The following is a 25,296-nucleotide window of genomic DNA, read 5'->3' as shown; positions in this document are numbered from 1 at the left end:
TTATTCCTCCACTATGAATGCTCTATTATCTTTAAAAACAATCTTATTATCACAAAATGCCTTTACTGTCTTCACCAATATTTCATGTTCTATTTCTAAAACTCTTTTAGCAACAGTTTCAAAGTCATCATTTATATAAACAGGAACAACATCTTGCAAGATTATGGCTCCGGTATCTACTTTTTCATCAACAAAATGTGTTGTAGCTCCAGTAAATTTGACACCTGATTTTATAACTGCTTTATGAACATTTTCTCCATAAAACCCGTCTCCACAAAAAGAAGGAATTAAAGATGGGTGAATATTTATAATTCTATTAGAATACTTCGAAACAAACTTTGAAGATAAAATATTCAAATAACCCGCAAGTACAATCAAATCAATATTTCTTCTTTCTAGCTCTTCAAGTATTCTTTCATCATATTCTTCATTACAAAAAAATTTCTTTCTATTCAAATAAAATGTATCGATACTTTCATTTTGTGCTCTTATAAGTCCATAAGCATTTTTTCTGTTTGAAAAAACCAATTTAATCTTTCCATTAATTTTATTTTCTTTAACAGCATCAATTATGGCTTGTAAATTTGTTCCTCCACCAGAAATAAAAACAGCTATATTCAACATAATTTACCTTTCCTAATATTATTTATTTTTTCTTTCTAAAATTCTTCTTTGAATATCAGTTAAAGAATTATTAAAATCCTCTTCATAATCATACAATCCAGCTGGATAGTCTCCATTAAAACAATCCATACATAATCCGTTATATGGAGCATCAAACTTAAGACCTATTGAATCTACAAGTCCTTGTTCACTCAAATATCCCAATGAATCTGCTCCTATTATTTCTTTTATTTCTTCCAATGTCTTATTGGCTGCAATAAGTTCTCCTGAAGTAGAAATATCTATTCCGTAAAAACTAGGAAACACAAAAGGAGGAGATGCAATTCTAACATGAACTTCAGATGCTCCTGCATCTTTTAAAAGTTTAACAATTCTTTTACATGTTGTACCTCTAACAATTGAATCATCAACCATAACAACTCTTTTTCCTTTAACAACCCCCTTTACCGCAGATAATTTCATTCTTACGCCTTGCTCTCTAAGTTCCTGAGTAGGTTGAATAAAAGTTCTTGCAATATATTGATTTTTAATCAATCCCATTTCATAAGGTAGGCCACTTTCTTCTGCAAATCCACTTGCTGCAGAAAGTGAAGAATTAGGTACACCAACTACTATATCTGCATCTGCAGGACATTCTCTTGCTAGAGCTCTGCCTGTGTTTTTTCTTGCAGTATGAACATTTACTCCTGCAATATTCGAATCTGGTCTTGCAAAATAAACATATTCCATAGCAGCAATAGAAATCCTATCAGGAGTAGTATAATTTTCAATTTTAAGACCATCTTTATCGATTATAGCCAATTGACCAGCTTTTACATTGCAAAAAAATTCAACTCCTATATTATCTATAGCACAAGTTTCACTTGCCATAACATAGGTATCATTTTCAGTTTTTCCAATAACTAATGGTCTTAGAGAATTAGGGTCAACAGCTCCATATAAAGTATCTTTAGTTAAAATCAAATAAGTAAATCCTCCTTTAATTTTACCTAAACTCTCTTTTAATTTTTCTTCAAAAGTTTCTTTTTTACTTCTTCTGATTAAGTGAATTAAAACTTCAGTATCTGAAGAAGAATGAAAAATAGCTCCATTTTTTTCTAATTCCAATCTTAAAGTTTTAGCATTTACTAAATTCCCATTATGACAAATACCAATACTCATATCATAAAAGTCAAATAAAAATGGTTGAACATTTCTAACACTATTATCTCCTGCAGTTGCATACCTTACATGTCCTATTGCAGAACTTCCAACTAAATTATAGAGAATTTCTTTATCTTTAAAAACTTCAGAAACTAATCCTAAATTTCTATAACTATATAAAGTTTCTCCATCGGAACTTATAATACCTGCACCTTCTTGACCTCGATGTTGTAAACTATGAAGCCCAAAATATGTTAACTTTGAAGCTTCCTTATGATTCCAGACACCAAAAACTCCACATTCTTCATTAATTCCACGCACTTGTTATTCTCCTTAAAACTTCTTCATATGCATCCATAACTGAACCTAAATTTCTACGAAAACGATCTTTGTCAAGTTTATTTCTCGTTTTTACGTCCCATAATCTGCAAGTATCAGGAGAAATTTCATCTGACAAAATTATTTTACCGTCACTTGTTTTTCCAAACTCAATTTTGAAATCAACTAAAATCAATCCCGCTTTCAAAAAAAATTTTTTCAAAAGTTCATTAATTTTTTCAGTTTCTTTTTTTATAAAAGAAAGTTCTTCTTCTGAAACAATTCCTAAAGCTATTGCATGGTCATCATTTATTAGAGGATCATTGAGTTCATCATTTTTATAGCTCAGTTCAAAAATTGGCTTTTTTAATTTCATACCTTCTTCTAAACCATATCTTTTAGCCATAGAACCCGCTACTATATTTCTAGTAATAACTTCTAAAGGAATAATTTTAACATGTTTACAGATTTGATCGGTATCATTCACTTTTTTAATAAAATGAGTTTCTATTCCATTTCTTTCTAAATACTCAAAAATAAATGAGGTGATTGTATTATTTAAAATACCTTTTTTATCAAATTCCTCCTTTTTTTCTCCATTAAATGCAGTTGCACTATTTTTATAATGAATATATATTTCTTCATTATTTTCACATTGAAATAATTGTTTTGCCTTGCCTTCATATAAAAGTTTCATACTATTTTTCTCCTTTAAAATAATTTACACCATTTCTAAATATATTTTGAATTCCTGTTATAGTTTTGTTTTTATACAAATTCGTTCCATAACGTTCACTATGTCCCATTTTCCCTAAAATCAATCCATCTTTACTTATCATACCTTCGATAGCATATAAAGAACCATTAGGATTAAATTTTCCATTGCTACTTGCATTACCTTCAAAATCACAGTATTGGAAGGCACATAAATTTTTAAATTTCTCAATATTGTTTCCAACAAGTTTTCCTTCTCCATGACTGAACATAATTTCATGTAATTGTCCAATTTCAAAATTTTGAGTCCAAGGAGAATTTACATTTGCAACACGAGTTATGGCACTTGTTGAAATATGATGATAACTGTCATTTCTATATAATGTCAAATCATCTTCAGTTAAGGACTTTATTCTTCCGTAAGGTATAAGTCCTGACTTAATTAATGCTTGGAATCCGTTACAAATACCAAAAATTAATTTTTTATCATCTAAATGTTTATGAATTGCATCTTTAACTTTTTCATTTTTCAAAACATTTACTATAAACTTTGCACTTCCATCTGGTTCATCTCCACTAGAAAATCCTCCTGGTATCATAATAATGTGTGCATCTTTTATTCCATTTACTAATTCTTCAATTGACTTTTCAATATCATCTTCTTTTTTATTTCTAAAAATAACAGTTTTTGTTGTAGCTCCTGCATCAATAAATGCTTTTTCTACATCATATTCGCAATTAGTTCCAGGAAATACAGGAATTAAGACATTTACATTTTCAATATATTCTTTGTAATATTTTTTTTCATTTTTGTCATTAGATAAATTTTCACAATTTCCACAATCCAAATTTTGATATAAAGGATAAATTTTATTTAATGTTTTTGTATATGCATTATATATTTCATCATAATCAAATTTAATTCCATTTATAGAAATTTCTTCACTAACCATTCCAATTTTTTCAAAAGGTAACTCACAATTTGATTCTACAACAATTGATGCAGGATCAAAATTTAAAATATTTTCCTTATTAACTGTGAAACCTAAACCATTTCCAACTGCCATTTTTACTAGAGAACTTACTACACTACCTTCTTCTTGAACATATGCAGATAAAATTTTACCTGATTTTATAAGTTCATTTATCAGTTCATAACTTTTTAATGTTTCCTTAATTTCAGGATATCCTTTCGAATTTTTTACAATAGGAACATAATATATATAATTTCCAATTGTTTTTAATTCCGGAGAAATTACATTCTTAATTTTAACAGGAGTACATGCAAAAGATATTAATGTTTCAACAACATTTAAGTCATTAAATGTTCCTGACATACTATCTTTTCCTCCGATACTTGGACAACCTATCTCATTTTGAGCATAAATAGTTCCGAGTAAACTTTGGGTAACTTTTCCCCATTTTTTTCTATCTTTTCCAAGTTTCTCAAAATATTCTTGGAATGAAAAATATAAATTACTTTTATCTCCACCAACGGCATAAACTTTAGCAACAGATTCTAAAACAGCATAAATAGATGATAAGAATGGAGAGTAATGAGATATCTTTGGAATAAATCCATAGCTCAAAATTGTAGCTGTATCACTTGTTGAGTGAATTGTAGGTAATGCCTGAATACCAGCTTGTACCGGAGTTAATTGATTTTTACCTGAGAAAGGCATTAATACAGTTGTTGCGCCTATTGAAGCATCAAATCTTTGAGCAATTCCTTTTTGGCAAGCCACATTTAATGAAGATAATTCATTTAATACATTTTCTTTAGAAACAATCTTATTTTCAAAAGGATTGCTACCATTATTATCGCATAGTGTTGCTTTTGAGTGTTGTCTTACTCCACTTGTTGCCAAAAAGTCTGCACTTAAATCCATAACCTTATCATCATAATAATACATCTCAAGTCTTCTTCTATCAGTTATAGTTGCTACTTTAGAATATTCTATATTTTCTTTTTCACATTCTTTTATAAAAAATTCATAATCACTTGGTGAAATTACAACTGCCATACGTTCTTGTGACTCACTTGTGGCGATTTCTGTAGGATTTAATCCCTCATATTTTAACAAAACTTTATCTAAATGAATTTCAATTCCTTCAGATAATTCTCCGATTGCAACACAAACACCACCCGCACCAAAATCATTACATTTTTTAATCAATTTTGTAACTTCAGGTTTTCTAAATAATCTTTGAATTTTTCTCTCTTCAATGGCATTTCCCTTTTGAACTTGACTTGATGCTGTTTCAAGAGAATCATTTGTATGAATTAAACTTGAACCACTTGCTCCTTGAATGCCATCTCTACCTGTTCTTCCTCCAATTAAGATTACAATATCATCTTTAACAGGAGTTTCTCTTTTGAAATCTCCATATTTAACAGCTCCAACAACTGCTCCAACTTCCATATGTTTAGCAACATAAGAACCATCATAGAGTTCTTTTACATAAGTTGTTGCAAGTCCAATTTGATTACCATAAGATGAGTAACCGCTTGTAGCTTTTGTAGAAATATCAACTTGAGGCAATTTATGTTTCAAAGTCTCTTCTCTTTTTTGTAAAATATTACCACAGCCTGTTACTCTCATTGCTTGATAAACATAACTTCTTCCGGATAATGGATCTCTAATTGCTCCTCCAACACAAGTACTCGCTCCACCAAAAGGTTCAATCTCTGTAGGGTGATTATGTGTTTCGTTTTTAAATTGAATTAACCATTTTTCTGCTTTTCCATTATTTTCAATATCAGTAAAAAATGAACAAGCATTAATTTCTTCACTAACCTCTATATTCTTATCATTTAATACTCTTTTGTGATATTTACCAAATATACTTGCCATATCCATTAGAGTTATAGGCTTAGTAATATTTAATTCTTTTCTAATATTTAAGTAAATATCAAAAGCACTTTGCATTTCTTTTTGGAAAAGCTCAGATTCAATTTTAATATCATCTAACACAGTTTCAAAAGTTGTATGTCTACAATGATCACTCCAATAACAGTCTAAAACGTAAATTTCAGTTTCAGTAGGTGTTCTTCCTTCATTTTTGAAATAATCTTGAATGAAAATTAAATCCTCAATATTCATCGCTAGAGACATTTCATTTTTTAAATCAATTAATTCATCTTTTGAAAAAGAAGAAAAGCCTTTTAAGTCTTTCATTTTTTTCATTTCTGAACTCATTGAAAAACTCAAAATATTCATATTTTTAACTCTTGATTCAATAGGATTAACCAAATATTTTTTTACTTTATCCATTTCATCTTGATTTAAAACTCTATCAAAAATTATAAGTTTTCCGCTTCTTACAGTAATTTTTGAATTATTATCTAAAAGAGATACACATTGAACAGCACTATCAGCTCTTTGATCATACTGTGCTGGTAGTGTTTCATATGCAAAATATCTTCCATCTTGAAGTATTATGTCTTCAATTACTTCATCAATCATTATTTCTGAGAAAACTGAATTTTTAGCTAATTCATATGTTTTTTCATTGATATTGTAAATGTCATATATAATATAAAGTTCTAAATCTTTTATTCCTAAATTATATTCTATATTTAAATTGTCTTTAAGATCTAAAGCTTCCTTATTATATACATCTCTTTTCTTAACAAAAATTCTTTTATCCATAATTCCTCCAAAAATTTACTAACATAAAATTACTTTAGAATTTCCTTCTACAACTTCTCCAACTTCGTAAATTTCTTCATTCATTTCTTTAAATAAGTCTTTTATTCCTTCAACATCTTCTCTTTCAACAAAAATTAACATTCCTATTCCCATATTAAAAGTTCCATACATTTCTTCTTTTGAAATTTCTCCCCATTTTTGAAGAAGTGAAAAAATTTCTTTTTGTGGAATATTTTTTTCAAAAATTTTAGCATCAACAACATCGCCTAAAACTCTTGGTACATTTTCATAAATTCCTCCACCTGTTATATGACAAAGACCATTTACCTTAAATTTTTCTAACAAAGTAACTATTGATTTCGCATAAATTTTAGTTGGAGTCAAAAGTTCTTCACCTAAAGTTCTTCCTGTTTCTATTATATCGGTTAACGAAAAGTTTTTATAATCAAAAATTATCTTTCTAACTAGAGAAAAACCGTTACTATGAACCCCTGAAGATGGTAATGCTAAAATAATATTTCCCTTTTTTACATTTTTCTTACCATCAATTATTTTATCCTTTTCAACAACACCCACACAGAAACCTGCAATATCATAATCTTCTTCTTTATATATTCCTGGCATCTCTGCAGTTTCTCCACCAATCAAAGCACTTCCTGATTGAATACATCCTTCTGCAACTCCTTCAACAATACTTGCCATTTTTTCTGCAACAAGTTTTCCGGTAGCAATATAATCTAAAAAGAACAGAGGTTTAGCACCTTGACATAAAATATCATTAACACACATTGCAACACAATCTATTCCAACTGTATTGTGAACATCCATAATTTGAGCCAATTTTACTTTTGTTCCAACTCCATCAGTTCCGGAAACCAAAACAGGATTTTTAAATTCTTTTCCAAGTTCAAAAAGTCCTGAAAAACCGCCTAAATCAGAAAGAACCCCTTTTGTATATGTGTTTTTAATAAATTTTTTTATTAAATTTACTTCATTATATCCTTCATGTTTATTTACCCCAGCAGATTCATATGTTAATGCCATTAAAATATCCTCCATTTATATATCTAAATCATTATCCATTTTTTTTACTTGTTCTTTCATCTCAAGCTTATATTCTTTAAGTTTAACTTTTAACTCATCATATTTTAATGATAAAATTTGTGTTGCTAAAATACCGGCATTCTCCGCTCCATCAATAGCAACAGTTGCAACAGGCACCCCTTTAGGCATTTGAACAGTTGAAAGTAGAGCGTCCAATCCGTCAAGTGTTGAAGCTTTAACAGGTACTCCTATAACAGGTACAGTCGAAATCCCAGCTAAAACTCCTGCTAGGTGTGCAGCCTTTCCGGCAAATGCTATAATTAGTTCAATATTATTTTCTTCCATTTTATTAACAAAATCTATTGCAAATTCTAAAGAACGATGAGCAGAGATAACTCTAGCATCATATTCTATTCCAAATTTTTTTAAAATATCACAAGTTTTTTTAGCAATATCTTTATCAGAAATACTGCCCATAATAATAGCGACCTTCATAATAACCTCCAAAAAATTTTATTAATATAAAAAGCCGGAAATATTCTTCCGGCTACAATTACTTAACCAAAAAAGAATATAAATCAGTTGGTGCAACAATTTTATCTCCATTGTACACTCTCATATTTCCACCAGATATTTCATCAATCAATACAACTTCTCCATCAACTTTACCAAATTCCAACTTAATATCGTATAAAGTAAGTCCCTTTTCTTTTAAAACATCTCTAATAATAGTACAAATTTCTTTAGTAAGTGCTACTAAGTCTTCATATTCCTTTTCAGTTAATATATTTAACATAACAAGTGCATCCTTAGTAATTAAAGGATCACATCTTTCATCATCTTTTAATGTAATTTCAACATAAGTATCTAAATCATCATTAGGTTTTGCATATAAACCATATCTTCTTATAAAACTACCTACAGCTTTAAATCTACAAATTACCTCTAATCCTTTACCAAAAACTTCGCAAGGCTTTACAGTCATAGTATTTTCATTTAAGTCACAATCTATGTAGTGAGTTCTAACTCCTTTTTCCTTTAATATTTCAAAGAAATATTTAGTAATCTTTAAACCTTCATGTCCTACACCTTCAATTGATAAACCTACAGTATTAGCACCCGGATCAAAAACTCCATTTTCTCCAGTAACATCATCCTTAAACTTTAAAATGTAATTCCCATCTTCGCTCTTGTAAATATCTTTTGTCTTTCCAGTGTAAATTTTTTTCATAAAATACCTCCTAAAATTAAACATAAGAAATAAATAAGCCCAGCAAGTAGGCTTCAAGCGAAACCTACCTCCTGGGCTTTTCTCCCTTAGGTGTAATACTAAAAAGTATTCGTATCGCTCGGACCAGCAATAAAATTCGGAACCCTAGATACTCTTTCTCTCATAGATTTTATTTCATTTTAGTAATCGTAATTAACTTACAACTAAATGATAGCAAGAAAATTGTATTTTGTCAATATGACTTTAAAAAATATTTTTATTATAAATTGTTCTACATAATTTATTATTTATAATACTTTAAATAAAATATACTTTCTTCAAATTCAGATAAAATTAGTTTAAATCCACATTCTTTTGCATGATTTTTTATCATATCAATCGTTTGTATTTCATTTCTTATTACTCCATAAGTTGTATGAACTTCATTATTTTCAAAACGAATATCCAATTCAACTAAGAATGGTTTAGGATAAATATTTTCTATCTCTGTACCCCATATACATAAAATACCACCTGTTTTTAATACACGGAAGGATTCAAATATAGCTTTTTTCTTAGTTTCTTCATTCATATACATCAATGAATAAAAAAATGTTACAACATCAAATGAATTTTCTTTAAAATTTAAATTGGTAGCATCCATCAAAATTTTATTACAAAAATCAGGAGCTTCATCAAGCTCTTCTTTTCTATTGTCTATTGAAATAACTTGATTGGTATATAGACGTCCTATTATTCCTTCTCCTCCACCACCAATATCTAAAATATCACCTTTTAATTCTTTTTTTAAATTAATTCTCATAGCATCCTCCAAATCAATTATACCATAAATAAATTCTTAAAACATTATTTACTTTATAATTATCTCTATTTATGGTATTATTATTTATATATTTTTTAGAAAGGAGATAATATGTTTAAACTGTTAAGAAAAAAAAGCTTTAAAAATTTATTAATTTTTGACTTATTATATCAACTGGCTTTTATTGTTATTTTATTGCCTTTTGCAAAAGAATTTTTTTCATATATTTTAAAATTAACTAAATTTGGCTTTTTCTATATAGAAAGTCCTAGTATTTTTGCAAAATCTCCAACAAAAATATGGTCTATTTTAATAATTATTTTTTCATTTTCCATAGTTAAATTATTTGAAGTAAGTGGGTTTATATTTACTACAAATCAAACAAGACTTGGAAATGAAGTTTCTATTTTAGAGATTTTCAATAATTCATATAAACTAGTTAAATCTAAAATAAAAAAAATACAAAATTACTTAATTTTGATATTAGTATCCATAAACATACCAATATCAACATCAATTCATAAAGGAATTAAAATTCCCAATTTTATTACTGAATATATTTTAAATTCGACTACAGGCATAGTTTTATTTATTATCATAATTATTTTAGCAATAATTTTTTCAATAATTTTATTGTTTGTTTACCATATATTTTTTTTAGAAAATAAAAATTTTATAGAAAGCATAAAAATAAGTTTTAAGAGAATTAAACAAAATATCTTCAAAAGTATAAAAGTACTATTAATAATAGGAATAAAAAATTTACTAATTCAAATAGTAAAATTTATCTTCTTATTTGTTATAATATTAATATTTTATATGCAAACAAGTAATAAAACATTAAGTAATATTGGAATAATAGCTTATTTATCTATAGCAACAATTTTAAAAATTTTCACAAATGTTTTATCAAATACCGTTACCTTTTATGATTTATCAAAATTTTATTTTAAAACCTCAACCAATGTTGAATTTAGTAACATAGTCTATCCTACAAATAAAATTAAACTAAAGATGTCTCTTGTAATAATATTTCTAATTTTTGCTGGAATTTTTAGTAAATACAGAAACTCAAATGAAGAAATTAAATTTTATCATAGTTTTAGAAATCTAAAACCGGATATTATGGCTCATAGAGGAAGTACAAAAAATTCTGCTGAAAACACATTGGAATCTATAAATGAAGCTATACAAAACGAAGCGGGATTTGCAGAAATTGATGTTGTATTAACCAAAGACAATGTAGTTGTTTTATCGCATGACCATAATTTAAAAAGACTTACCGGAAAAAAAGTTAATATTGAAGATTTAACTTTTGAAGAATTAAAAAACTATAAAATAATTGATAAAAAAAATTCTAAAGAATATAATTTTGTTGATTTACAAACTGTTCTTGAAAAAACTTCAGGAAAGATAAAATTAAATATAGAATTAAAACCTTTTAAAAGCAATGAAAAGAAACTTGCTGAAGAAGTAGCAAAATTAGTTAAAGATTTGCCCTATGATATAATTGTTTCATCTCTATCTCCAAAAGCACTGAAAGAATTTAAAGATATTTCACCTAACATATCAACTGGTCTAATATTAGCATTTAGTTATGGTAAATTCTACAATGTTAAATTTGTAGATTTTTTCTGCATAGAAAAAGAAATAGTAACGAACGAAATGATAAGAAAAATTCAAAAAAATGGAAAAAGAGTATATATCTGGACTGCGAACACTCATGAAGATATCACAAAGGCATACTCTAGTGGTGCAGACGGAATAATAACAGATGAAGTTACTCTTTCAAAAGAAATTTTAGAATTGGAAAAAAATAATTTTAATTTCGAACAATTAATAATTAATAAGATAATATCATTAATTCCATAAAAAGACGTCAGTAAAATGTGCTGACGTCTTTTTTTTATAAATATTAAATAATACTATTTTAAAGGAATTTTCTTAGTTAATTCTTCAACTATTTTCAATGCTTTTTCTTTACCTTCTTCTCCATTTTTTATAACTTCGGCAATTGCTTCAGCTATTAAATCCATTTCTTCTTCTTTAAATCCTCTAGTAGTAATTGCAGGAGTTCCAAGTCTTATACCACTTGTAACAAATGGTGATCTTGGATCATTTGGAATAGTATTTTTATTACAAGTAATACGAACGGAATCTAATGCTTTTTCAAGTTCTTTACCACTCATATCATAATCTCTTAAATCAACTAGCATTAAATGATTATCTGTACCATTAGATACAAGTTTAATTCCTCTATTCATTAATCCTTTTGCTAATGCTTGAGCATTTTTCAAAACTTGTTTTTGATATTCTTTAAACTCAGGCTCTAAAGCTTGTTTAAAAGCTATAGCCTTTGCAGCTATTATGTGTAATAATGGTCCACCTTGTGATCCAGGAAATACCGCTCTATTAAAATTAAATTTTTCATTTGCAGCAGCATTGGACAAAATAAGTCCGCCCCTTGGTCCTCTTAATGTCTTATGAGTTGTAGATGTAACTACATCTGCATAAGGAATTGGTGATTCATGTAATCCAGCAGCAACAAGACCAGCAATATGAGCCATATCTACCATTAATACTGCACCTACTTCATCACAAATTTCTCTAAATTTCTTAAAATCTATCTTCCTTGCATAAGCAGAGGCACCTGCCAAAATTAATTTAGGTTTACATTCTTTTGCAATTTTCAAAACTTCATCGTAATCTATAAATCCATTTTCATCTACTCCATATGGAACTGGATGATATATACTACCTGAATAGTTAATAGGGTTTCCATGTGTTAAATGTCCACCATGGTTTAAGTTCATACCCATATAAGTATCACCTGGTTTTAAAATAGCAAAAAATGCAGCAAAGTTAGCTTGAGAGCCTGAATGAGGTTGAACGTTTGCATATTCACAACCATAAAGTTCTTTAACTCTTTCAATAGCTAATTTTTCTGCTTCATCTACAACTTCACAACCACCATAATATCTTTTTCCAGGATATCCTTCAGCATATTTATTAGTTAATATACTTCCTGCTGCTTCTAAAACCGCATCATTTACCCAGTTTTCAGAAGCTATCAATTCAATATGGCTATTTTGTCTTTCTAATTCTTTATCCAACACTTCAGCTATAGCTGGATCAACTTTTTTTATATTCTCATTTGAAAACATTTCTATTACCCCCTAACAATGATATATTACCATATTTTATATCTTAAGTCAACACGTTTTCTAAATTTTTTTATTTTCAAGCTTTTTTCGCAATTTACCTAGTTATTAAAAATAATTCATTTAAATTTATAATATTTTATTAATATTTACTTTTTGTTAAAAAAATGTTATAATATTAAAAAATATATAAAAATTACATTTTATTGTCTTAATTATACATATGGAGGATTTTATGGACTTTAAACAATTAGAAACTTTTATTACAATTGTAAAAACTAAATCTTTTACAAAAACAGCAGATGTGTTATATATAACTCAACCATCTGTTACTAATCATATACAAGCTCTTGAATCTGAATTAAATACTTCTTTATTTGTTAGAACTAGAAGAAGTGTAACACTGACACAAGCGGGTAGCATCGTATATAAACATGCTCTTAATATCTTAGCTTCTTATGATGAAATAATAAGGGATTTGGACATATATTCACAAAATTTAAAGGGAACTTTAAATATTTGTGTTTCTTCCGTTCCAAGAAAAATAATTTTACCAAATTTGATTGAAAAATTTTCAAATTTATTTCCTGATATATCTTTTAATATTAGTAATGATGATTCAAGAACAGTAATAGACAGTATTTTAGTAGGAGAAACTGACTTTGGTATTGTAGGATTAAAGATTTCTAATCCTAAATTGATATATACTCAAATTATGGATGATCATATTGTTTATGTTGTCAATAAGGATAATTATCCTGACTTAAAGAACTATTCAGTTATAGATATTGAAGATTTAAGTAATGATAAAATTATACTAAGAGAAATTGGTTCAGGTACGAGACAAATTGTAGAAGATGAATTAAAAAGAAATAACTCTTTAAACGTAATTTCTAATAGTGTAGCTACAATACATGATACTAACACAATATTAGAACTTATCACAAAAGGAGTTGGAACTGGCTTTGTATCTCAAAGAATGTTAAATATATCTCCATTTAAAGATAAAGTTAAAATATTAAATATAAAAAATCTTTATTTAAACCGTAAATTTTATTTTGTATACAATAAAAATTTACAATTTTCTAACATCAATAAAATATTCAAAGATTTTATGATGGATGAAATTAATGAATTAAAAAAAGAATTAGATATAAATTCTATATAATGAAAAATCTCTATGAATGCATAGAGATTTTTCTATTTAATTTACCTGTTTTATTTTCATAAACTCAGTATATGTCAATTCACTACTAATTGAGTTAGTCCATTGAAAAGTAACAACCTCTCTTCGATTTTTCAAAGTTGTATTAAATATTGGTAAAGTTCCAATTTCGTTATTTTTTATTTCATACATTGAAATATCATCAGCAGTTAAAATAACTATCATACTCTCGTCTGGAGAAACAAAATAATCCAACACATTTTGTACTTTTTCTTTTACTTTTAATTTTGAAATTTTACTTGATTTATTCGTAAAAATATCTACGTTAGGAATTAAATCTAAATCAATTTCACTAGAAACAAAATTATCGTTTGAATAATTACTTAATATTCCCTTAAAAAACCAATTAAAGTTGTTTCTCTTTACCCCAAAATTTTTCATATCATATGAGTTAACATTTTCACTTGAATATCCAAGTTTTCTAATATTGTTAAAATATGCCTTCTCTCCTCTATCTCCGGCAATATCTTTAATAGACATTTTACTCTCTTCTGATAAATTTCCAATTTTATAAATAGAATAATTCTTTTTATTTGTTTCTGAATTATATGACTCAAGACTAATATAGTTTTTACTCAAAAAATTTATTGTAGCATTCTTTATATCTAATATATTTTTTGTTGTGTTATTTATATAGTCATTTGTTATATAAATACTATCCTTGGTAGAATTTACAAGAAAAAATTTGTTTTGATTATTGACAAAGAGCCCATTTATCTTGTTTGCAGTAGGTTTATCATTTCCATTTTTTCTTATTAAAAAAGTTTCATAATCAACATCCTTTGTTCCAACACTTTTTACTCCAATTAAAAATGAAATATCTTTTTTAGTATTATTAGAACTTTCATTTAGTTTTAACTTATCAATAAGATCATTATCTACATCATCTGAAATTTTTTCAAAAACATAATACTTTTTGTGATGAATTGTAGCAATTTTATTTTTATTCAAAATTATAAATTCTTTATAAAAATTTCTCTCATCTTTTATAGAAACTACTATTACCTCATCAGAATCAATACTAATCTTATCAGTTATGACGCCATTATACAACAAATAATTTTTAAAATTGAGCTGCCTAAACTTAAAATTTGGATTTGATGTACTTGTTTTTTCAAAATAAACAAATTTTTCGTTAATATAACACTTATCATCAGAACTTTTTTCTTCACTTCCATCACTCAATGATGTTATAGAAGTCAATTTCCAAGTTCCTGAAATTAACAGCGAATTTGATTTTGGCTCTAATATCATAGAATTAATATCAGTATATCTAAAAAAATTTCCTCTTAAGACAAAAAACAATAAAATTATTAAAAACGCTAAACTTATTCCAATACTACTTAAAATAATTTTTCTATGTCTCATTTTGAATATCTCCTTTTTCAATTGGCAATTCAACTCTAACAACAGTACCTTTCTCTAAAACACTTCTTATTATCAAGTTCCCATTATGAGCTTTTACAATTTCCTCACAAATAGACAAACCAAGACCTGTATGTGAGTTACTATTAGAACCTTTATAAAATTTACCAGTAACTAAAGATATTTCATCTTCAGAAATTCCACAACCATTATCTATGACTTCAACAACAGCTCTTTCATTTTCAATTTTAATATCTGTTAAAACAACTCCACCTTCATCAGTAAATTTTAGAGCATTATCTAAAATATTTATGAACACTTGTTTGATTCGATCTCTATCAGCCATTACCATAACTCTTTTTGTCTCATCATAATTTAGAATCATATCTATTTTCTTAGAACTTGATTTAGGCATTAATTGTTTGTTAATAAAAATTCCAAGCTCATTAAGGTCAAAAAGTTCTTTATTCATTATAAGTCTACCGCTACTTAATTCAGAAAAATCTAAAAGCTCTGTAACCATATTCCCTAATCTATCACTTTCTTTTTCTATAATACTTAAACCATCTTCTAAAAGTTTATTATTTTTAGCCTCTGGTTGTAAAGTAAAAGCCCATCCCTTTATAACAGTAAGGGGTGTTCTTAATTCATGAGAAATACTTGAAATAAAATCCTTCTTTAATTGCTCTTTTTTTACCAAATTTTCACTCATTAAATTCATTGTACTACCAAGCTTTGAAATTTCAAAATCTCCAACCTCATCTGCTTTTTCATTTAATTGCCCATCAGCTAATTTTAATGCGACATTAGTTAATCGTTCAATAGGATTAACAATTCTATTACTCATAAATATACTTATACTCATTCCTATTATTATAACAAAAAAACCAAATAAAAAGAAAACAAGATAACGTTGCGCAATCATACTATCAATATTTTCCATAGAAATTATAAACCTTGCTATGCCAACTTGTTCATTCCCATTATTAAGAGGAATTGTTACAGCCAATTCATTTTTATTTGAAATAGGATTTTTATATACAGTTGAACCATTACTTCCATTTTTGGCTGATGTAACGTCATTTGAAGATAATACACTACCAATTTGATTCCCATTTACTGTATCAAGTAAAACTTTTCCCGAATTATTTAGAATTTGCACCTGTGCATTTACTTCACTATAAAACTCTTCAATATCATCTAATACAAGCTCAGATAAACTTGAATTTGCTAAATGAATTTCATATAGCTTTGCACTATACTTAGCCTGATTTTGTATTATTCCAGTAACACCAGAATAATAATAGTTTTTTATTGTAAAAATCAAAAAAATTTCAAAGAATACTACTATTAAAACTATAACCATAAAAAACTGAGTCATTATTCTAGTTCTTAAAGATTTTTTTAAAATTAAATCTTTTATTTCATTAAATTTATCAACTAGTTTATTATACTTTAGTTTGAATTCCATCTATATCCAGTCCCCCAAACTGTTTCAATATATTTTGGTTTACTTGAATTGTCCTCAATTTTAGCTCTTAGTCTTCTAATATTAACATCTACGATTTTAATGTCTCCATCAAATTCTTCTCCCCATGTCATATTTAAAAGCTCATTTCTTGAAAAAGCTCTACCAGGATTTGACATAAATATTGTAATAATAGTTAGTTCTGTTGGCGTAAGTTCAATTTCTTTTCCATCTTTATAAAAATTCTTAGAATATAAATCTAATTTAAAAGGATATATACTTATCAAGTCACTACTATTTTGAATTGAAACAAGACGTCTAATAAGAGATTTTATTCTTAAAATAAGTTCAACAGGATTAAATGGTTTACTTAAATAATCATCAGTTCCACTTTCTAATCCATTAATTCTATCTACATCTTGAGTTTTAGCAGTAAGCATTATAATCCCAATTTTAGGAAGTTTTTCTCTAAGAATCTTACATACTTCAAAGCCATCTATTCCTGGTAGCATTACATCTAAAATAACAACTTGAGGATTATATTTTAAGGCAAGTTCTACTCCAATTTCTCCACTTTCAGCTTCTAGAACTTCAAAACCTTCTCTTTCAAGATTAATTTTTGTAAACAATCTAATATTTTCTTCATCTTCAACTAATAAAATTTTACTCATTGTAACCTCCTAAAAAAATAAATAAACTACTATAAGTATATATTAAATTTAATTAAGTTTCAATAATAATGTTAAAAATACACAAAAAAAAATTGGGAAGTTCTTTGGGCTTCCCAATCTAATTAATTAAACAATAGTAACTATTTACCTAAACTGTTTCATCAACTAATTCATTTAAGTCAACAAACTTTTCACTTTTTAACCCTTTATCTAGTTTGTTTACCTTCTTAATATTTACAGCAGTTACCTTATATTCTGCAGTTTTAGTAATAGGATCATAGTGTGCACTAGTCAATTGATTTACTGGTGTTTCAGCAAAATGGAATGTCATATAGATTAATCCTGGTTTTACTTTGTCAGTAATTTTTGTTCTACCAACTACACTACCTCTTCTAGAAGTAACTCTCATAAAATCTCCATCTTCTAATCCATATTTTTGTGCATCTTCTGCTGAAATTTCAATTAACTCATATGGTAAAATTCCATCAAGCGCATCAGAATATCTAGTCATTACATTATAGTGGTATAATGCTCTACCAGTAGATAAGATTATTGGATATTCTTCATTTTCAAGTTCTTTTGGACCTTCATATTCAACAGGTATCATAAGAGCTTTATCTCCTCTTGTAAATTTACCTTCATGAAGATATTTTGTACCCAAATGATCATCTGATGTACATGGCCATTGAACTCCATTCAACTTATCTATTTTATCATAAGTAATTCCTCTATAAGTTGGCATGCACTTTCTAATTTCATCAAAAACATCTTCTGATGTCTTCCAATCAAATCCCTTACCTCCAAGACGTTTTGAGACATCCGCTAAAATAGCCCAATCTAATCTTGCTTGTCCAGGAGCTTCAACAGCTTTTCTAACTCTTTGAACTCTTCTTTCAGATGCTGTAAAAGTACCATCTTTTTCAGCATAACATGTGGCTGGCAAAATAACATCTGCAAGTTTAGCAGTTTCAGTTAAGTTAATATCTTGAACGACTAAGAAATCTAAACTACTTAATGCATGCTTAACATGGTTGGCATCTGGATCAGAAAGTACAGGATCTTCACCCATAATGTACATAGCTTTAACTGAACCTTCTGCTGCTCCATCAAGCATTTCAGGGATTCTAAGTCCCATCTTTCTATTTAATTTACAATTCCAATGTTTTTCAAACAATTTAACATTATCTTCTTCCAATACTTTATGATATCCCGGAAAATAATTTGGTAAAGCTGCCATATCACAAGCACCTTGAACATTATTTTGTCCACGAAGAGGATTAATTCCACCACCTTCAATTCCAATATTTCCACATAATAAAGCTAAGTTAGAAAGATTCATTACATTTGATGTACCAGTTGTATGTTCAGTAATACCTAAAGTATAGAAAATTCCAGCTCTTTCTGCAGAAGCATACATTCTTGCAGCTTCATAAATTTGATCTACAGGAACAGTAGTAATTTTACTAACTAATTCTGGAGTATATTTAGAAACAAGTTCTTTAACTTCTTCAAATCTTTCTACTTTATTTTCAACATATTCCTTAGCATATAAACCTTCAGTTATTATTATATTCATGATACCATTAATTAAAGCAGCATCTGTTCCTGATTTCAATGAAATGTGCAAATCAGCTTCTCTTGCTAATTCAGTTTTTCTTGGATCAACTACTACTAGCTTTTTACCTTGTCTATGAGCCTGTTGCATTTTATTTCCAATTATTGGATGAGCTTCAGTTGTATTTGAACCTATAACAAACATTAAATCAGTCTTAAAAACTTCGTTAACAGAATTTGTCATAGCTCCAGAACCTAATGTTGTTGCAAGACCTGCAACTGTAGGAGCATGTCAGGTTCTCGCACAGTGATCAACATTATTTGTACCAATGGCAACACGCATCATCTTTTGAAAAGCAAAATTGTCTTCATTACAAGTTCTAGCAGAGCTTAAACCTGCAATTGAGTCAGGACCATAAGTCTCTTTTGTGCTACTTAACTTAGAAACAACCAAATCTAAAGCTTCTTCCCAAGTTGCTTTTTCAAATACACCATTTCTCTTAATCAATGGATCAGTAAGTCTATCAGGACTGTTAATTAAGTCAGTATGGAAACGCCCTTTAACACAAAGCTGAGTTCCATTAATTGGAGAATCTTCATTTGGAGTAACTCCAATTACTTTTCCGGTCTTAACATTTACATTTAAATCAAAATTACAACCAGTACCACAGAAAGGACATGTTGTTCTCACTTTTTTTACTTCCCAAGGTCTAGTTCCCATTAATTGTTTATTTAGTAAAGCTCCTGTAGGGCAAACACTAATACATTGCCCACAAAATCTACAGTTATCAGTATTTAAATCTAGATTTTTATGAGTTCCAATATAAGCATTAAATCCTCTTTCTACAAAATCTATAGCTCCTGTAACTTGTACATCTTGACATACTCTAACACATTTACCACATAAAATACACTTGTTTTGATCTCTTATCATAACAGGGTTGTTTGCATCAATTTCATGATTTTGGACTTCACCAATCCATGTACCCTTCTTCATTCCATATCTATAGCAATATTCTTGCAATTTACAATTACCAACCATATCACAAGTTAAGCAATCACTTGGATGATTAGAAAACAATAAATCTAGAATATTTCTTCTTATTTTTGTTAATTTTTCACTTTCAGTATTTACAACCATTCCTTCTTTTACAAGTGTTGAACATGCTGTTTCAAGTTTTTTACTTCCTTCAATTTCAACAACACACATTCTACATCCAGCAAATGCAGTTAGACTTTTTTCATAACATAAGTTTGGAATATCTACTCCAACCTTTTTAGCAGCTTCAATAATAGTAGTTCCTTTTTCAACACTAACATTCTTTCCATTTATAGTTAAATTAATCATATTAGACATAATATACCTCCAGAACCTATCTTCTAATTATAGCATTAACTGGACACGCAGCTTCACAAGATCCACATTTAATACACTTAGATGGTTCAATAACATGTAATTGCTTTTGAACTCCTGTAATACAATCAACTGGACAAGCCTTAGCACATTTAGTACAACCAATACACTTATCTGTAATAAAGAATTCAAGAAGAGCTTGACAAACTCCCGCAGGACATTTTTTATCATAAATATGAGCTTCATACTCATTTCTAAAATAATGTAAAGTACTTACTACTGGATTTGCAGCCGTTTGTCCAAGTCCACAAAGTGATGCAACAGTTATTGTTTCGGAAAGATCTTCAAGTCTTTCAATGTCACCATCTTCACCTTTCCCAGAAGTTATTTTTTCCAATAACTCTAACATTCTCTTTGTACCTTCTCTACAAGGAACACATTTACCACAAGATTCTTCAACAGTAAAATCTAAGAAAAATCTTGCAATATCAACCATACAATCTGTTTCATCCATTACAACCATTCCACCTGATCCCATAATAGAACCAATCTTAGCTAAAGAGCCAAAGTCTACAGGTGTATCAAAATAATCTGTAGGAATACAACCACCAGAAGGTCCACCAGTTTGAACAGCTTTTACTTTTTTATCATTACCAGTACCACCACCAATGTCATATACAATTTCATTTATTGTAGTTCCCATAGGAACTTCAACAAGTCCTGCATTGGCAACCTTACCTACAAGGGCAAATACTTTAGTTCCAGAACTATCTTCTGTACCAATTGATTTATACCAATCTGAACCTTTATACATAATTTGCGGTACATTTGCAAATGTTTCAACATTATTTAAAACAGTAGGTTTTTGGAAAAGGCCTTTAACTGTTGTTCTATAAACCTTAGTTCTAGGCATACCACGTTTACCTTCTATAGATTCTATAAGTGCAGTGCCTTCTCCACAAACAAATGCTCCAGCACCAAGTCTTAATTCAACATGAAAACTAAAATCTGTTCCTAGAATATTATCACCAAGAAGGTTCTTTTCTTCAGCCTTCTTTATCGCTTCTCTTAAATTTATGACAGCTTTAGGATATTCAGCTCTAACATAGATAAAACCTCTATCAGCTCCAATCGCAAAGCCACAAATCGCCATTCCTTCTAATACAGAATGTGGATCTCCTTCAAGTATAGATCTATCCATAAACGCTCCTGGATCTCCTTCATCTGCATTACATACTACGTATTTTTGGCCCGCAGGTTGTTGCATAGCACCTTCCCATTTTCTCCCTGTTGGGAAACCTGCACCACCACGGCCTCTAAGTCCTGAATTTTTCATTTCATTTACAACTTCTTCAGGAGTAAGACTTCCTATTACTTTCGCTAAAGCGTAATATCCACCTAATGCAACATATTCATCAACACTATGTTCATCAACTATTCCAAAATTCTTTAATGCAATTCTAGTTTGTTTTTCGAAAAACTCTCCTTTTAGACGAATACCATTTTCGTCAATTATGTACTTATCAGGTTCTTGATTTAACCTTTCAATTAATAGAGGATAGTTTTTTTCTTTAATAGTATCTAATATTTTAAAATCAACTTCAGTTTTTATCATAAGATCACCTCTATTTATACTTTCTCATTATTCTTCTGATATCTGCTTTTTTTATATGAGCATAAACATCTTCATTTATTGTAACAACAGGTGCTAAATTACATTCACCAATACAACGAGTTTGAGCAACAGAAAACTTCAAATCTTCACTAGTTCCGCCAACATCTACACCTACTCTGTCACAAAACTCATTTAAAATTTCTTGAGCTCCTTTTACGTAACAAGCAGTTCCCATACATACAGAAATTTGATATTTTCCTTTTGGAATAAATGAAAATTGTGAATAGAAAGTAGCAACACCAAATACTTTAGCAGGAAATATTTTCATTCTTTTTGCTATCAAATCCATAATCTCTTCTGGAAGATACCCAAAAATACTTTGTGCTTCTTGTAAAACTGGCATTAATGCTCCAGGAATATCTTTCTTCTTATCAATAAATTCACAAAGCTCATCTATTTTGTCTTGATTTTCATCAACATTAAAAACAAAAGCCATAATTTGCCTCCTTGTAAAAATTTTTAGAAGAACCATATGTAATTATATAATAAAAAACGAGAAATTACTTATTTAAAACATTAAACATTGATAACAATACTCTAATCCATTAATATGTACTATTTTAGTATATAACCATCATATAGTTATTCTAGTTATAATATAGCGAAATACAATACTACATTATACTTAGAGTATAGCAAAATCAGCAAATTTTTTCAAGCATTTTAGCTTTTAAGTATTAAAAATTTTGATAGATTTTCAAAAAAAATATTTTATTTAATACTTAATTTTATCTATTTAATTAACAATATAATTAATCTAATTATTTTCTTAAATTATATCCGTTTTAATCTTAAAAAATAATTCTATTCCATATGTTATGTTTTTTTGACGTTACTTATAATAAGAACCCCACCCCTTCTCGATGCTTCGCTTCGAGTGGTTACCCGGGAACTTTGTTGCTTCGCAATAAAAAAATTCTCCTTTAGAGAATTTTTTAAAACTTTTTATTATATTGTATAAAATTCTTTTAAGTCTTGTTCAAAAAATGAAATTAAAGTTTCCATAGCCTCATTTTCATCATCCCCTGTTACTTCAATTTCTATTTCTTCACCATTTCCAACCTGCATTGATAAAATACTTAAAATACTTTTTCCATTGTATCTATTATTATCTTTTATTAATATAACATCAGAATTAAATTTTACTGAATTCCTTAAAAACATAGAAGCTACTCTGGCATTAAGGCCAATTTCCGATTTGACTACAACCTTTTCCTTTAACATATTTGCCTCCTTTATTTTTCTTTATTAATTTATATTATATCAAAACAATCTATAAATGTCCATATTTAAAAATAATTTTTAAAAAGATTTTTTTTAATTATTAAATAACCTATTAAATAATGTTTTCACATTATATAAAAAGAAACTGATTTACTAAAAATAAACCAGTTTTACAAAATTATATATTCTTACCTTCCGAAATTTTTCCAGAAATCATAGTATAAACCTTATCTGCATATGATAGACATGCTAGGTCATGTGTAACAAGTACAATTGTTGTATTATTTTTTTTATTAATATCTTTCATTATTTCTAATACTTCCTTAGTATTTTCAACATCCAAATCAGAAGTAGGTTCATCTGCAAGAATTATTTTAGGATAATTCATCAGTGCTCTTGCAATTGTAACTCTTCTAAGTTCTCCCCCTGATAATTCTCTAGGATATGAACTTTCTAAATGTTCTAAACCTAATTCTTTTAACAAATATTTTCCGCGACCAACAGGATCTCCTTCTCTTTTACTTAGATAAAAAGGTAAACAAATATTATCTAGAATGTTAAGTGTTGACAATACTACTGTAGATTGTGGAACAAATCCCATTAAGTCATTTCTTATAAAAGATTTTTCATCATCAGAAAGAGAGCTTATCTCTTTATTATCCAATGACACTTTCCCACTTGTAGGACTTAATATTCCAGATATGATATTTAAAAGTGTAGATTTACCGCTTCCGGATTTTCCGACTATTGCGACAAATTCTCCGCTCTTAATATCCAAATTAACATCATCTAATGCATTAAATTCTTTCGCTCTAACATATGTTTTGTATAATTGTTCTACTTTTAACATTCTAATCATTCTCCCTCATAGTCAAATAAACATCAGTTCTACTGATTTTTCTAGCAGAATTTAATGATGATAAACATCCAATTACTGTTCCAACTAATAAACTAAACAATGAAACTAGAACTAATTTTGGCATTGAAGGAGTTAAGAACGGTAAATTTAAGTTTTTTTGAATAATTGGAATTATTGAAAACACAGCTATAATGCCAATAATTATTCCAAGAACTGATCCATAAAAACCTATATATAAGGACTCATACATAATAATCTTAGATAACTTTTTCTTAGACGCTCCTAACACTCGAAGAATACTTAATTCCTTTTTTCTTTCATTAAGTATTACAGAAAATACTACTGCCAATAAAATCATTGACATTCCCCATATTACAGCTATTGAAATATATATATAACTTGAAATAACCTTTAAATTTGAAGATACTTCATTTACAAATTTTTTACTAAACATAGCAAAAATTCCATCTTTAGCATATTCTTTCATAATCTTATTAGATACTTCTGAAGCACTGTAATTTGGCTTTAATTTTAATAAAATTGTAGAAATTTTTTCGCCTTCAGAAGCTGGATTTTTTTGAATTCGTTCGCTTGCTTTTGCAAGTTTTCTAGCAGTTTTCATATTAACGAAAACTGTTGCATCAAAACCCATACCAGTTTGTTCGAGTTTTCCAACTATATCAAGCTCTTCTTCAAAAAATTTAACTTTTGAATTTTTTTCACCAACAATATTACTTCCTACAATTACTTCATCATCTTTTAATTCTCTCTTAAGTGTTTTTTGAAGCCAAGGCTTAATTAAAAAATCTGTATCATAATCTATTCCTATAATTTGAACGGGGTACGAGCAACAAGATGCAGAAAGTGTTGCAACATAAAGCTGAGGTGTTGCTGATTCTATACCTTCAATTTTTTTTATCTTTTCTAATGAATCATTAGGAAGATAAAATTCACTAGGTTCTCCTTTTAATAATACACTTTCAATATTTGCCTTATAACCTTCTGGAACAACAATAATATCTGCACCAAGTCTATTTGACAGATTATTAACTCCACCAGAAATACTTGATGATAAAATCGTACCGCAGAATAAAAATAAAACAAAAATAGCAATAATACTAATTAATGAAATACTTCTAAGGGGTTTTTTTCTTATGTTTTCTTTCGCTAAAAACTTAATATCAATTTTCTTATTAGTCATTTCTTTCTCT

20 protein-coding genes are annotated in these 25,296 nt (G+C 28.2%); 2 read left to right on the top strand and 18 right to left on the bottom strand.

The annotated features are described in order from the left end of the window. The 8 genes from purN to WFJ11_RS03380 all read right to left on the bottom strand — a co-directional run bounded on the left by purN (position 1) and on the right by WFJ11_RS03380 (position 9,529). On the bottom strand, positions 1-624 hold the full coding sequence (purN, locus tag WFJ11_RS03415) for a phosphoribosylglycinamide formyltransferase (protein ID WP_338817712.1): 624 nt from the start codon (positions 622-624) through the stop codon (positions 1-3). Between the two features lie 18 nt (positions 625-642). After that, a complete protein-coding gene (purF, locus tag WFJ11_RS03410) occupies positions 643-2,088 on the bottom strand; it encodes an amidophosphoribosyltransferase (protein ID WP_338817711.1) in 1,446 nt (481 codons plus the stop codon). Further along, on the bottom strand, positions 2,075-2,782 hold the full coding sequence (gene purC / locus WFJ11_RS03405; RefSeq protein WP_004833483.1) for a phosphoribosylaminoimidazolesuccinocarboxamide synthase: 708 nt from the start codon (positions 2,780-2,782) through the stop codon (positions 2,075-2,077). Before purC ends, purF begins: the two co-directional genes overlap by 14 nt. 1 nt (position 2,783) lies before the next feature. Beyond that, entirely contained in the window at positions 2,784-6,452 is a 3,669-nt protein-coding gene (locus WFJ11_RS03400) for a phosphoribosylformylglycinamidine synthase (protein ID WP_338817709.1), read from the bottom strand. An 18-nt stretch (positions 6,453-6,470) separates the two neighbouring features. Continuing rightward, complete coding sequence (gene purM / locus WFJ11_RS03395; RefSeq protein WP_338817708.1) at positions 6,471-7,496, bottom strand: phosphoribosylformylglycinamidine cyclo-ligase; 1,026 nt, start codon at positions 7,494-7,496, stop codon at positions 6,471-6,473. A 15-nt stretch (positions 7,497-7,511) separates the two neighbouring features. Continuing rightward, positions 7,512-7,991, bottom strand: a complete 480-nt coding sequence (purE, locus tag WFJ11_RS03390; protein ID WP_338817707.1) for a 5-(carboxyamino)imidazole ribonucleotide mutase — start codon at positions 7,989-7,991, stop codon at positions 7,512-7,514. 58 nt (positions 7,992-8,049) lie between these two features. Beyond that, positions 8,050-8,727, bottom strand: a complete 678-nt coding sequence (locus WFJ11_RS03385) for a phosphoribosylaminoimidazolesuccinocarboxamide synthase (RefSeq protein WP_338817706.1) — start codon at positions 8,725-8,727, stop codon at positions 8,050-8,052. 283 nt (positions 8,728-9,010) lie between these two features. Then, positions 9,011-9,529: a class I SAM-dependent methyltransferase gene (locus WFJ11_RS03380; RefSeq protein ID WP_338817705.1), complete on the bottom strand. Its 519-nt coding sequence runs from the start codon at positions 9,527-9,529 to the stop codon at positions 9,011-9,013. 111 nt (positions 9,530-9,640) lie between these two features. Between WFJ11_RS03380 and WFJ11_RS03375 the strand changes: the two genes are divergently transcribed. Further along, entirely contained in the window at positions 9,641-11,401 is a 1,761-nt protein-coding gene (locus tag WFJ11_RS03375; RefSeq protein WP_338817704.1) for a glycerophosphodiester phosphodiesterase family protein, read from the top strand. A gap of 53 nt (positions 11,402-11,454) precedes the next feature. Here the strand turns inward: WFJ11_RS03375 and glyA are convergent, their stop codons facing one another. Beyond that, positions 11,455-12,693, bottom strand: coding sequence for a serine hydroxymethyltransferase (gene glyA, locus WFJ11_RS03370; RefSeq protein WP_338817703.1), 1,239 nt, complete (start codon positions 12,691-12,693; stop codon positions 11,455-11,457). A gap of 232 nt (positions 12,694-12,925) precedes the next feature. On the opposite strand from glyA, the gene WFJ11_RS03365 reads away from it, so the two are divergent. Continuing rightward, on the top strand, positions 12,926-13,858 hold the full coding sequence (locus WFJ11_RS03365; RefSeq protein WP_293439829.1) for a selenium metabolism-associated LysR family transcriptional regulator: 933 nt from the start codon (positions 12,926-12,928) through the stop codon (positions 13,856-13,858). Between the two features lie 36 nt (positions 13,859-13,894). On the opposite strand, the gene WFJ11_RS03360 is transcribed toward WFJ11_RS03365, so the two are convergent. The 9 genes from WFJ11_RS03360 to WFJ11_RS03320 form a co-directional block, all read right to left on the bottom strand. Continuing rightward, positions 13,895-15,283 (bottom strand): hypothetical protein, encoded by a 1,389-nt coding sequence (locus WFJ11_RS03360; protein WP_338817701.1) that lies wholly within the window; start codon positions 15,281-15,283, stop codon positions 13,895-13,897. Beyond that, entirely contained in the window at positions 15,273-16,751 is a 1,479-nt protein-coding gene (locus WFJ11_RS03355) for a sensor histidine kinase (protein WP_009372499.1), read from the bottom strand. The genes WFJ11_RS03360 and WFJ11_RS03355 overlap by 11 nt, the downstream gene beginning before the upstream one ends. Continuing rightward, a complete protein-coding gene (locus WFJ11_RS03350) occupies positions 16,736-17,419 on the bottom strand; it encodes a response regulator transcription factor (protein ID WP_009372593.1) in 684 nt (227 codons plus the stop codon). Before WFJ11_RS03350 ends, WFJ11_RS03355 begins: the two co-directional genes overlap by 16 nt. Positions 17,420-17,567: 148 nt before the next feature. Next, complete coding sequence (gene fdhF / locus WFJ11_RS03345) at positions 17,568-20,321, bottom strand: formate dehydrogenase subunit alpha (protein ID WP_083816241.1); 2,754 nt, start codon at positions 20,319-20,321, stop codon at positions 17,568-17,570. 25 nt (positions 20,322-20,346) lie between these two features. Beyond that, on the bottom strand, positions 20,347-21,942 hold the full coding sequence (locus WFJ11_RS03340; RefSeq protein ID WP_009732782.1) for a complex I 51 kDa subunit family protein: 1,596 nt from the start codon (positions 21,940-21,942) through the stop codon (positions 20,347-20,349). A gap of 10 nt (positions 21,943-21,952) precedes the next feature. Beyond that, positions 21,953-22,438: an NAD(P)H-dependent oxidoreductase subunit E gene (locus tag WFJ11_RS03335; RefSeq protein WP_338817700.1), complete on the bottom strand. Its 486-nt coding sequence runs from the start codon at positions 22,436-22,438 to the stop codon at positions 21,953-21,955. A gap of 512 nt (positions 22,439-22,950) precedes the next feature. After that, on the bottom strand, positions 22,951-23,226 hold the full coding sequence (locus WFJ11_RS03330; RefSeq protein WP_338817699.1) for an HPr family phosphocarrier protein: 276 nt from the start codon (positions 23,224-23,226) through the stop codon (positions 22,951-22,953). Positions 23,227-23,404: 178 nt separating this feature from the next. After that, the gene (locus WFJ11_RS03325; RefSeq protein WP_293439834.1) at positions 23,405-24,085 is read right to left on the bottom strand and encodes an ABC transporter ATP-binding protein; all 681 of its coding nucleotides are present in this window, start codon (positions 24,083-24,085) and stop codon (positions 23,405-23,407) included. After that, the gene (locus WFJ11_RS03320; RefSeq protein ID WP_338817698.1) at positions 24,078-25,286 is read right to left on the bottom strand and encodes an ABC transporter permease; all 1,209 of its coding nucleotides are present in this window, start codon (positions 25,284-25,286) and stop codon (positions 24,078-24,080) included. Before WFJ11_RS03320 ends, WFJ11_RS03325 begins: the two co-directional genes overlap by 8 nt. Positions 25,287-25,296 lie beyond the last annotated feature (10 nt).

Source organism: Parvimonas micra (assembly GCF_037482165.1).
Taxonomy (GTDB): domain Bacteria; phylum Bacillota; class Clostridia; order Tissierellales; family Peptoniphilaceae; genus Parvimonas.
The sequence above is the reverse complement of the archived record's forward strand: the minus strand, read 5'-3'. Positions and strand labels throughout refer to the sequence as shown.

What these genes read in the sequence shown, in the direction of transcription:
- WFJ11_RS03380 (WP_338817705.1), bottom strand. Translation starts at nt 9,529, where the DNA reads ATGAGAATTAATTTAAAAAAAGAATTAAAAGGTGATATTTTAGATATT.
- WFJ11_RS03355 (WP_009372499.1), bottom strand. Translation starts at nt 16,751, where the DNA reads ATGGAATTCAAACTAAAGTATAATAAACTAGTTGATAAATTTAATGAA.
- WFJ11_RS03375 (WP_338817704.1), top strand. Translation starts at nt 9,641, where the DNA reads ATGTTTAAACTGTTAAGAAAAAAAAGCTTTAAAAATTTATTAATTTTT.
- purN (WP_338817712.1), bottom strand. Translation starts at nt 624, where the DNA reads ATGTTGAATATAGCTGTTTTTATTTCTGGTGGAGGAACAAATTTACAA.
- WFJ11_RS03350 (WP_009372593.1), bottom strand. Translation starts at nt 17,419, where the DNA reads ATGAGTAAAATTTTATTAGTTGAAGATGAAGAAAATATTAGATTGTTT.
- WFJ11_RS03335 (WP_338817700.1), bottom strand. Translation starts at nt 22,438, where the DNA reads ATGGCTTTTGTTTTTAATGTTGATGAAAATCAAGACAAAATAGATGAG.
- WFJ11_RS03365 (WP_293439829.1), top strand. Translation starts at nt 12,926, where the DNA reads ATGGACTTTAAACAATTAGAAACTTTTATTACAATTGTAAAAACTAAA.
- WFJ11_RS03340 (WP_009732782.1), bottom strand. Translation starts at nt 21,942, where the DNA reads ATGATAAAAACTGAAGTTGATTTTAAAATATTAGATACTATTAAAGAA.
- purC (WP_004833483.1), bottom strand. Translation starts at nt 2,782, where the DNA reads ATGAAACTTTTATATGAAGGCAAGGCAAAACAATTATTTCAATGTGAA.
- purM (WP_338817708.1), bottom strand. Translation starts at nt 7,496, where the DNA reads ATGGCATTAACATATGAATCTGCTGGGGTAAATAAACATGAAGGATAT.
- WFJ11_RS03330 (WP_338817699.1), bottom strand. Translation starts at nt 23,226, where the DNA reads ATGTTAAAGGAAAAGGTTGTAGTCAAATCGGAAATTGGCCTTAATGCC.
- WFJ11_RS03360 (WP_338817701.1), bottom strand. Translation starts at nt 15,283, where the DNA reads ATGAGACATAGAAAAATTATTTTAAGTAGTATTGGAATAAGTTTAGCG.
- glyA (WP_338817703.1), bottom strand. Translation starts at nt 12,693, where the DNA reads ATGTTTTCAAATGAGAATATAAAAAAAGTTGATCCAGCTATAGCTGAA.
- WFJ11_RS03325 (WP_293439834.1), bottom strand. Translation starts at nt 24,085, where the DNA reads ATGATTAGAATGTTAAAAGTAGAACAATTATACAAAACATATGTTAGA.
- WFJ11_RS03385 (WP_338817706.1), bottom strand. Translation starts at nt 8,727, where the DNA reads ATGAAAAAAATTTACACTGGAAAGACAAAAGATATTTACAAGAGCGAA.
- purE (WP_338817707.1), bottom strand. Translation starts at nt 7,991, where the DNA reads ATGAAGGTCGCTATTATTATGGGCAGTATTTCTGATAAAGATATTGCT.
- WFJ11_RS03400 (WP_338817709.1), bottom strand. Translation starts at nt 6,452, where the DNA reads ATGGATAAAAGAATTTTTGTTAAGAAAAGAGATGTATATAATAAGGAA.
- WFJ11_RS03320 (WP_338817698.1), bottom strand. Translation starts at nt 25,286, where the DNA reads ATGACTAATAAGAAAATTGATATTAAGTTTTTAGCGAAAGAAAACATA.